The organism is Bacteroidales bacterium (assembly GCA_012517825.1).
In the GTDB taxonomy this organism is placed as follows: domain Bacteria; phylum Bacteroidota; class Bacteroidia; order Bacteroidales; family JAAYUG01; genus JAAYUG01.
In genome coordinates this window covers 1-8,412 of the sequence record JAAYUG010000178.1, presented here as the reverse complement: position 1 = coordinate 8,412, position 8,412 = coordinate 1, and the positions used below count along the sequence as shown (strand labels likewise).

The following is an 8,412-nucleotide window of genomic DNA, read 5'->3' as shown; positions in this document are numbered from 1 at the left end:
TGGTGTACGGCGCTGCGGTAAAAGCACCCTCCTGAAACAAATAGCCGAAAAAACGGATGAAAAATATCTCTACTTCAATTCGGTTCTGCCAATTCTGTTTCTGATTATGTGAACTGGTTTGAAGACAGTTATTTGTTTTTTCCCGTTCCCCGTTTCAGCTGGTCAGTTCGCAGTGTAATGGTCAGCCCCAGAAAGATTTATACAATCGATACAGCATTTGCCCGTTCCAATTCATTGAGTTTTTCTCACGATACGGGTCGCCTGTTTGAAAACAGCATCTTTTTGCATCTGGTCCGTAAGGGAAGAACTATCAGTTATTTCCGGCAAAAATATGAATGCGATTTCATTGTTCATCAATCAAACGCTCCTGTATTGGTATTGCAGGTGTGTTCTGATCTGAATCCCGATAATAAAGACCGCGAAATCAACGGACTGCTTGAGGCTATGGATTTTATCAACCATAAGGAAGGAATTATTGTTACTTTAGATCAGGAAGACGAATTTTCTGTAGGTAATAGAAAAATCAAGGTTGTCCCTTCCTGGAAATGGCTGGAATCAGTTTAGGCCGGATTACCCATCAGAAGCGGAAGCGAACTAATGCGTAGTGCGTTGGTAATGAAGGAAAGTTTCCGATTTAGCTCCGAAGAAGCGAAACAAAATCCTCCCTTTGGGGAAATCATACTATTTCCAATGCGCAATGTGGAGTTTAGCCTTCACAATAATTCCGGATCCGAAATCTAAGATTGCCTCATAGAAAAAGACGATTGAGGCTTTCGGGACAGATTCTGCACGATTAATCAGGAGTCCTGATCCAAGCAATCTTTTTTTGTTTTTATTATAAAAAATGATTAAATTATAATCATCAAAATGATTAAAATTTAATCAAAATGAATGCTGTATATGTCTTTTTCTCTCTTGAAGGCCGTGGTTGGTTCCGGGGAACAGTTCCTGCCCCGTTGGCCGAATGCAGTTATGATTCTCTTGTCAACTGGGCTGCCGGAGAAATGAAACGCTGCGGATACAAGGGATTTCTTGTAACCGAGAATCCCAAACCTTTTCTGGTAGCTGAAAGCCTTTCCGGTGAGCCTTCTTTTGTACCACCTGCCGGAGCCATGATACCCTCTGTTGAAGAAAAAATCTGTGCCTGAGCACAGCGGGATTCTTGACTGGATGGTTCGTTAAAAATGCTGGGAGATACAATATGTTTATGAACTGCCATTCCTGGTATAGCTTGCGGTACGGTACAATGCCGGTAGAAAGCCTGGTTGAACAGGCGGCCCGGCTGGGTATCGACCGCCTTGCCCTTGCCGATATCAACAATACCACAGGGATGGTCGATTTTGTCAGAGCCTGCAGCAATCATGGCATACACCCGGTGGCCGGCATTGAGTTCCGCAACCAGTTGCATCAACTGTTATATATAGGTATAGCACGCAACAACAATGGATATCGTGTATTGAACGATTTTCTGAGCCATCACAATGCTTCCGGGGAACCTTTTCCTGAACGGCCGCCGTTGCTGGATGATGTGTATGTGGTTTATCCCCTGTCGTCTTTTTATGATGATCTGCGCGAAAATGAGTATATCGGAGTAATGCCTGCCGAAGTAACCCGGCTGGTATGGCCAATAACTAAAAAGGTGGTCTCGCGTCTGGTAGCCAGGCTTCCTGTTACGCTCTCCGGCCCGGGGGATTTTTTTCTGCATACAAACCTGAGGGCCATTGATCAGAACACCCTGCTGTCGAAGCTTACCGTTCGGCAGATTGCCGGAGAGGATGAATACCTGGTTTCTCCGGATGAAATCCGGAGAAAGTATGCCCTGTTCCCCCATCTGGTTGAGAATACTTTGCAGCTAATGGCTTCCTGTTCCATCCGGTTTGATTTTGAAACGGTAAAAAACAAACAGGTGTTTACGGCGAGCCGGTATGACGACAAACTTTTGCTGGAGAAACTTGCCATGGACGGTCTGAAATACCGGTACGGTTCAGGGAACAAAGAAGCTCTGAAGCGGGTCAGACACGAACTGGAGGTAATTGACAGGCTGGGTTTTTCATCCTATTTTCTCATTACCTGGGACATTATCCGGTACTCGATGAGCCGGGGATTCTATCATGTGGGCCGGGGCAGCGGAGCCAACAGCATTGTAGCCTACTGCCTCCGGATTACGGATGTTGACCCTATTGAACTCGACCTGTATTTTGAACGGTTTATCAATCCCCGCCGAACCTCTCCGCCCGATTTCGATATCGACTATTCGTGGAAAGACCGCGACGAAGTGCTGGAATATATATTTAAAAGGTATGGCCGGGAGCATACAGCTCTTATTGGTACCATATCTACCTTTCACGGACGATCTATTCTGCGGGAACTGGGCAAGGTGTACGGGCTGCCAAAGGAGGAAATTGATGAACTGGTGGACAATCCTTCTTCTGCTTCCGGCCGCAATGAGGTCACGGAGCAGATTTTCAGGGTAGGGAACCGCATTCAGGATTTTCCTAACCTGCGCAGTATTCATGCCGGTGGGGTGCTGATATCAGAGGAACCTGTTACCTGCTATACGGCCCTCGATATGCCCCCCAAGGGGCTGCCTACTACCCAGTTCGATATGTATGTGGCCGAAGATCTGCGGTATGAAAAGATCGATATCCTGAGTCAGCGGGGGATAGGTCATATAAAGGAATGTGCCGATATTGTGAAGGAAAACCAGGGTATCAACATTGATGTGCACGATGTAAAACGGTTTAAACAGGATTCTGCTGTGCTTCGCCAGCTCCGTTCCGGTGAAGCTATAGGATGTTTCTACATAGAAAGTCCGGCTATGCGGGGGCTGCTGCATAAACTTCGCTGCAACAGTTACATCAGTCTGGTAGCGGCCAGTTCCATCATTCGCCCCGGGGTAGCAAAAAGCGGCATGATGAAGGAATACATCAAACGGTTTCATAATCCCGGCAGTTTCAGCTACCTGCATCCGGTAATGGAACAACAACTGAAAGAAACATACGGTGTGATGGTCTATCAGGAGGATGTGATCAAAATCTGTCATCATTTTGCCGGCCTTGACCTGGCCGATGCCGATGTACTGCGTCGTGCCATGAGCGGAAAATACCGCTCAAAATCAGAATTTCAGCGGATTGTGGATAAATTCTTTTCCAACTGCCGGACTTTCGGTTATCCCGAAGAAATAACGAAAGAGGTGTGGAGGCAGATTGAATCCTTTGCTGGCTATTCCTTTTCCAAGGCTCATTCAGCTTCGTATGCCGTGGAAAGTTTTCAGAGCCTTTATCTGAAAACGTATTTCCCGCTTGAGTTCATGGTAGCTGTGATCAATAATTTTGGCGGTTTTTACCGTACCTGGGTATATGTTAATGAGGCCCGCCGCTGGGGTGCCCGCATTCTTCTTCCCTGTGTGAATGAAGGGGAATACAAAACAAGTATCCGGGGGAAGGATATTTATCTGGGTTTGATCCATGTAATGCATCTGGAAGCAGAGACAGCCATGCGCATTATCGAGGAACGGCGACTGAACGGGAAGTACGCCAGCCTGGCTGATTTTGTCAGCCGGGTTCGCATAGGTCTTGAGCAGCTTGTTATCCTGATCCGTATTCACGCTTTCCGCTTTACCGGAAAACCGAAAAAGGAACTTCTCTGGGAAGCACATATGCTGCTGGGAGACGCTCCGGCCAGGACTTCGGAACGAGCCCTGTTTGTCCCGCCGGTGCGATCGTTTTCCTTGCCTCCTCTTGAACAGGATCCCCTGGAAGATGCATATGATGAAATGGAATTGCTCGGATTTCCCGTGAGCATGACGCACTTCGACCTGCTGGAGACTTCATTTCGCGGCGAAGTAATGGCACACGAACTGATCCGCTATACAGGAAAAATAGTGCGAATGCTCGGGAATCTGGTTACCATTAAAAATGTTAAAACCATAAAGGGTGAATGGATGCACTTCGGCTGTTTTCTTGATGTACAGGGTAATTTTTTTGATACGGTACATTTTCCCCCTTCGCTAAAAAAGTACCCGTTTCGCGGCGATGGAATATATCTTCTGAAGGGTAAGGTGGTGGAGGAATTCGGATATCCTTCGCTGGAGGTAGAAAAGATGGCAAAGCTTCCGTTGAGGAAAGACCCGAGGTATTCATGAGGAACAGAGCGCGAAACAGAAAATAAAATATGGTAAATAGTAAAAAAAAATTTTTGTTAAGGATTGTTAAATCTGAGAAAATTTATAGTTTTGAAGCAGTGAAAACCTCTTTACTAACCTAAATCTGTGATCTATGAAAAAGCTCGCAATGCTGCTTGCGTGCTTTGTGCTGGCAGGAACCCAGTTTCTGTGGGCGCAGGGCATGGTGATTACTGGTACTGTTACCGGAAAAGAGGATGGACAACCCATCCCTGGGGTAGCAGTTCTTGTGAAAGGTACTACGATCGGAACCATTACTGATTTTGACGGGAAATACTCCCTTTCGGTTCCGCAGAATGCTGTTTCGCTGGTATTCAGTTTTGTAGGGATGAAGACTGTTGAAGTGCCTATTGAAGGAAAGACAACCATCGATGTGGCCATGGAGTCGGATGTCCTCGGAATCAGCGAAGTAGTTGTGACGGCTCTTGGAATAACCAAGGAAAAGAAATCCATTGGTTATGCCATACAGGACGTAACAGGCGATGAAATCAGCAGGGCCGGAGAAAAGAACATGGTAAATGCACTTCAGGGAAAAGTTGCTGGTGTGTTTATCAATAATTCCTCCGGAAGTGTTGCCAGTTCATCTCGCATTGTCATCAGGGGAAACAACTCTCTTACACGGGAAAACCAACCGTTGTTTGTTGTTGATGGGGTTCCCATCTCGAATACCTATAATACAACCGGTGGTTATGGCGGAATTGACTATGGGAATGCAGCCATGGATATTAACCCTTCGGATATTGAATCGGTGACGGTTCTGAAAGGCGGAAATGCCGCTGCATTGTACGGCCAGCGTGGTGCTAACGGGGTAATTATGATCACCACAAAATCAGGCAAATCCCGTAAAGGTCTTGGCGTTACCTTCGAAAATAGTTTTGCCTGGGATAATGTTCTAATCCTCCCTGATTTTCAGAATGAATACGGTCAGGGCTACTATGGCGAATTTGAATACGTTGACGGAGCCGGTGGGGGTATTAATGATAATGTAGACGAAAGCTGGGGGCCTAAACTGGACGGCCGTCTGATACCACAGTATGACAGTCCGTACGACCCGGTAACCGGAATCAGGACTCCTACTCCCTGGGTCCCCCATCCGGACAATATTAAGAGCCTCTTCCAGACGGGAACCTCGCGCAACACCAGCCTTGCTCTGGAAGGAAGCAATGAAAGGGCCAATTTCCGCCTCTCTATGACCAATAATGATGCTATTGGCGTTGTACCCAATACCGATCTGAAAAAGAATAGTTTCTACCTGACAGGTGGATATAAGCTTTCGGAAAAACTTCAGGTGAGTGCCACTGCCAATTATCTGCGCAACAACAGTGCCAATATCCCCAGCGGCGGGTATACTTCAGCGAATATTCTTCAGCAGTCCTCCTGGCATGGTCGTCAGGTTGATTATGCAGGACTGAAAAAAATGATCAATGTGATTGATCCTGTAACGGGTCGTCCCTTTAACTGGAACCACAGTTACCATGATAACCCCTGGTGGACCATGTATAAAAATACCAATAGCCGGGATCGTCAGAGAATCATAGGAAATGTGAATATTCAGTATTTCTTTACCGACTGGCTCAACTTGCAGGCGCAGGTTGGTACCGACTATTTTTCAGAAGTTCGGAACGAAAAGAGGGCAAAAGGATCTAATGACTGGCCCGATGGACAGTACAATTCATGGAGCCGGATTTTCAATGAAACTAATGCCAGTGCGATGCTTACATTTAACCGGAATATCATTACCGATCTGAATCTTACTGCAACAGTCGGAGCAAACCTTATGCACAGGGATGACAGACAGCAAAATACGTTTATTGCTCAGTTAATTATTCCCGATTTGTATGCGACTTCCAATGCTGTTGTTCCTCCGACAACATGGCTCAGTGAAAGCCACCAGGAAATCCAGAGCCTGTATGGGTTGATCAACCTGAACTATAAAGGCTGGTTGTCTCTCGAAGGAACTCTGCGTGATGACTGGGCAAGTACGCTTCCGGTAAAGAAAAATCCTTATTCCTATCCCTCTTTTAATGCTGGATTTGTATTTACCGATGCTTTTGGCATTCAGTCCAATTTAATCTCCTATGGAAAAATTCGCGGTGGGTGGGCCAAAGTAGCCAGCCCGGCTGATCCTTATTCCCTCACTGGTGTTTATACTTCATCCAATCCATTTGAAGGCAATCCGGTAATGAGCTATACCAACACTCTACCGAATATTAATCTGGATCCCGAAACCACCGTGAGCAAAGAAGTGGGAGCTGAACTGAAATTCTTCAATAACAGACTTGGTTTTGACATTACCTTATTCCAGAAAAATACCACCAACCAGATTCTTCCAATCTCCATCTCCAGTGCTACCGGGTTTACTTCCAAGTGGATCAATGCCGGGGAAATGCAAAACAAAGGGATCGAGTTGTTGGTGAATCTGACCCCGGTTAAGCTCAGGAAGTTTACCTGGGATGTTGATATCAACTATACCAGAATTAAGAATGAAGTTCTTTCATTGGCCCCCGACATGTCTTTCTTCAACCTCGGTGGAGCATGGAGTATTCTGATACAGGCCCGCCCGGGCGAACCTTATGGCTCCATGTTCTATCGTACCATTGCCCGCGAGAATTATAAGGCCGACACTCAGAAAGGTGTGGTAGTGACTAATTCAGGACGGCCTCTGGTTAGCCCATCTACAGGGAATTATGTACGTACCAGTTATAACACAGTAATAGGAAATATTACACCTGACTGGCTGGGAAGCCTGAGAAATTCATTCATGTTTGATAAATTCAATCTTAGCGTTCTTATCGATATTCGCAAAGGTGGTGACTTGTTCTCCGTTACCAACTTCTTCGGAGAATATACCGGAGTCCTTGCCTGTACGGTTGGAAAAAATCCGAAAGGAAATGACATTAGAACACCGGTTGATGAAGGTGGCGGATATCTTGTGAAAGGCGTTCTTGGAAGAATCAAAGCCGACGGAACTGTAGAATACCTTGATGCCGAAGGTAATCATTCTGATGTACCAATAGAAAATACGGAAGTCTACATTGAAGCACAGGACTACTTTGAAGGCATCTGGGGATATCAGGGTGGCCGTTCAATCTTCGATGGCAGTTATGTTAAACTGCGTGAAGTTTCTGCTGGGTATACATTTGATCAGCCTTTCCTCCAGAAAATCGGCATCCGGAATCTTAATCTCTCCCTGGTGGGACGTAACCTGGCTATTCTCCACAAGAATGTGCCAAATATTGATCCGGAAAATGCATTTGATGCCGGTAACGTTCAGGGGCTGGAATCCAATATGCTTCCTTCGGTGCGTACCATCAGTGTCAATCTGAAGGTTGTCTTCTGATACCGGTTGTCTTAATTTAAATCTGAATGAACATGAAAAAAATGACCTATATTCAATCTCTGGGGGCAGCCCTTTTCATTGGGATTCTTATGCTCCCTGCCTGTACCGACAAGTTCGAGGAAATGAACAAAGACCCGAACAATCCGGTAGATGTGCCTGCCTATACGGCTTTTACTGCAGCCATTGTTAATTCAGTTGACCATCGTCTGGGCGGTGGTTGGATGAACCACACGTATTTCGCCTGCTGGTCACAACAGTGGTGTAAAATTCAATACATTGACGAAGATCATTATTTGCTTCGTACAGAAAACCAGAACGACTTCTTCCAGACGCCGTACAATAGCTATCTGATGGATCTTAAATTAGTTATTGATAAAACCAAAGCTGGAGGTCCTGAAGAAAATCTGGGTCTGAATGCCGCAGCCAGGGTTTTACGTGCATGGAACTTTCATATTCTTACCGATCAGTTCGGAGATGTTCCATACAGTGAGGCTCTGTTGGGAATAGATAATCCTGATAATGTGCGACCAAAATATGATACCCAGGAGTCGATCTACAAGGATCTGATTGCCGACCTCAAACAGTGCAATACCGATTTAAAAAGTCTTCAGGGTGTTAATTTTGGAAACGGGGATTTGATTTATGGTGGAGATCCGGAAGCCTGGCGACGTTTTGCTAACTCCCTGCGCCTGCGATTACTGAATCGTGCCGCCGGGGTTGTGAATGTTGCTACCAAACCCTGGGATCAGGCAGAAGCTGAAATTACTGCTATGCTGGCTAATCCTGCTGAATATCCAATGATCGAATCAAATGATGATAATGCCAAGCTTGAGTATCCTGGGCAATTGCCATATCGGAACGGGACGTTCAACACCCTGTATACCCGTAC

6 protein-coding genes are annotated in these 8,412 nt (G+C 45.9%); all 6 read left to right on the top strand.

Annotated elements, in window-relative coordinates; translation table 11 throughout:
• The coding region (locus GX419_12470; protein ID NLI25509.1) for an AAA family ATPase at nt 1–112 on the top strand (112 nt) is incomplete at its 5' end.
• On the top strand, nt 109–564 hold the full coding sequence (locus GX419_12465) for an ATP-binding protein (GenBank protein NLI25508.1): 456 nt from the start codon (nt 109–111) through the stop codon (nt 562–564). The genes GX419_12470 and GX419_12465, both read left to right, overlap by 4 nt.
• 323 nt (nt 565–887) lie before the next feature.
• Nucleotides 888–1,148: a hypothetical protein gene (locus GX419_12460; protein NLI25507.1), complete on the top strand. Its 261-nt coding sequence runs from the start codon at nt 888–890 to the stop codon at nt 1,146–1,148.
• A 53-nt stretch (nt 1,149–1,201) separates the two neighbouring features.
• Nucleotides 1,202–4,144, top strand: a complete 2,943-nt coding sequence (locus GX419_12455) for a DNA polymerase III subunit alpha (GenBank protein NLI25506.1) — start codon at nt 1,202–1,204, stop codon at nt 4,142–4,144.
• A gap of 133 nt (nt 4,145–4,277) precedes the next feature.
• A complete protein-coding gene (locus GX419_12450; GenBank protein ID NLI25505.1) occupies nt 4,278–7,523 on the top strand; it encodes a SusC/RagA family TonB-linked outer membrane protein in 3,246 nt (1,081 codons plus the stop codon).
• A gap of 32 nt (nt 7,524–7,555) precedes the next feature.
• On the top strand, nt 7,556–8,412 hold an 857-nt coding region (locus tag GX419_12445), incomplete at its 3' end, for a SusD/RagB family nutrient-binding outer membrane lipoprotein (protein NLI25504.1).